The organism is Pseudomonas sp. 2822-17, assembly GCF_002742485.1.
GTDB classification, from domain to species: Bacteria; Pseudomonadota; Gammaproteobacteria; order Pseudomonadales; family Pseudomonadaceae; genus Aquipseudomonas; species Aquipseudomonas cyclaminis.
Window position 1 is genome coordinate 1 of the sequence record NZ_LJRZ01000389.1, and the last position, 453, is coordinate 453.

A 453-nucleotide genomic window follows, 5' to 3' on the forward strand; every position below is an offset into this window, starting at 1 on the left:
GAGCAGTAGGTGCGTTTTTTATTATTAGAATTATTATTCAAACACCTTTAAATGAACTAACAAAGCTAGCAAATTCTTTTTTAGAAAATGATTATTCTCAACGCACGAATATTAAAACAAGTGATGAATTCAACCAATTGGGAGATGTATTTAACAGGACTGCCATCCAGATAGGAATACTACTTAAGGAAATAAAAGATTCGAGTACCGTTTTAGATAATAAAGCAACGGAATTAACTTCAGCAATTTCTGAATCCCAAGTAGCATCAGAACAAATTTCCGCTTCATCTGAAGAGTTTTCAATCGGTGCTGAACAAATCTCAGAGAAAGTAAATAATATTGTAGAAGAGATAAATGAGATGGTAGCTTCTGTTCAAGAAATTGCATCAAGTGTTGAATATGTTGATAACTCTGCCACAAATGTAACAGAATCATTAAAAAGAGGTACTGAAT

Annotated in this window: 1 protein-coding gene; it reads left to right on the forward strand. The window is 32.2% G+C overall.

Going from position 1 to position 453, the window contains the following annotated elements; all coding sequences use genetic code 11:
* Positions 1-453, forward strand: a 453-nt coding sequence (locus tag AOA60_RS32660; RefSeq protein ID WP_158235032.1) for a methyl-accepting chemotaxis protein, incomplete at both ends; no start/stop codon positions are given.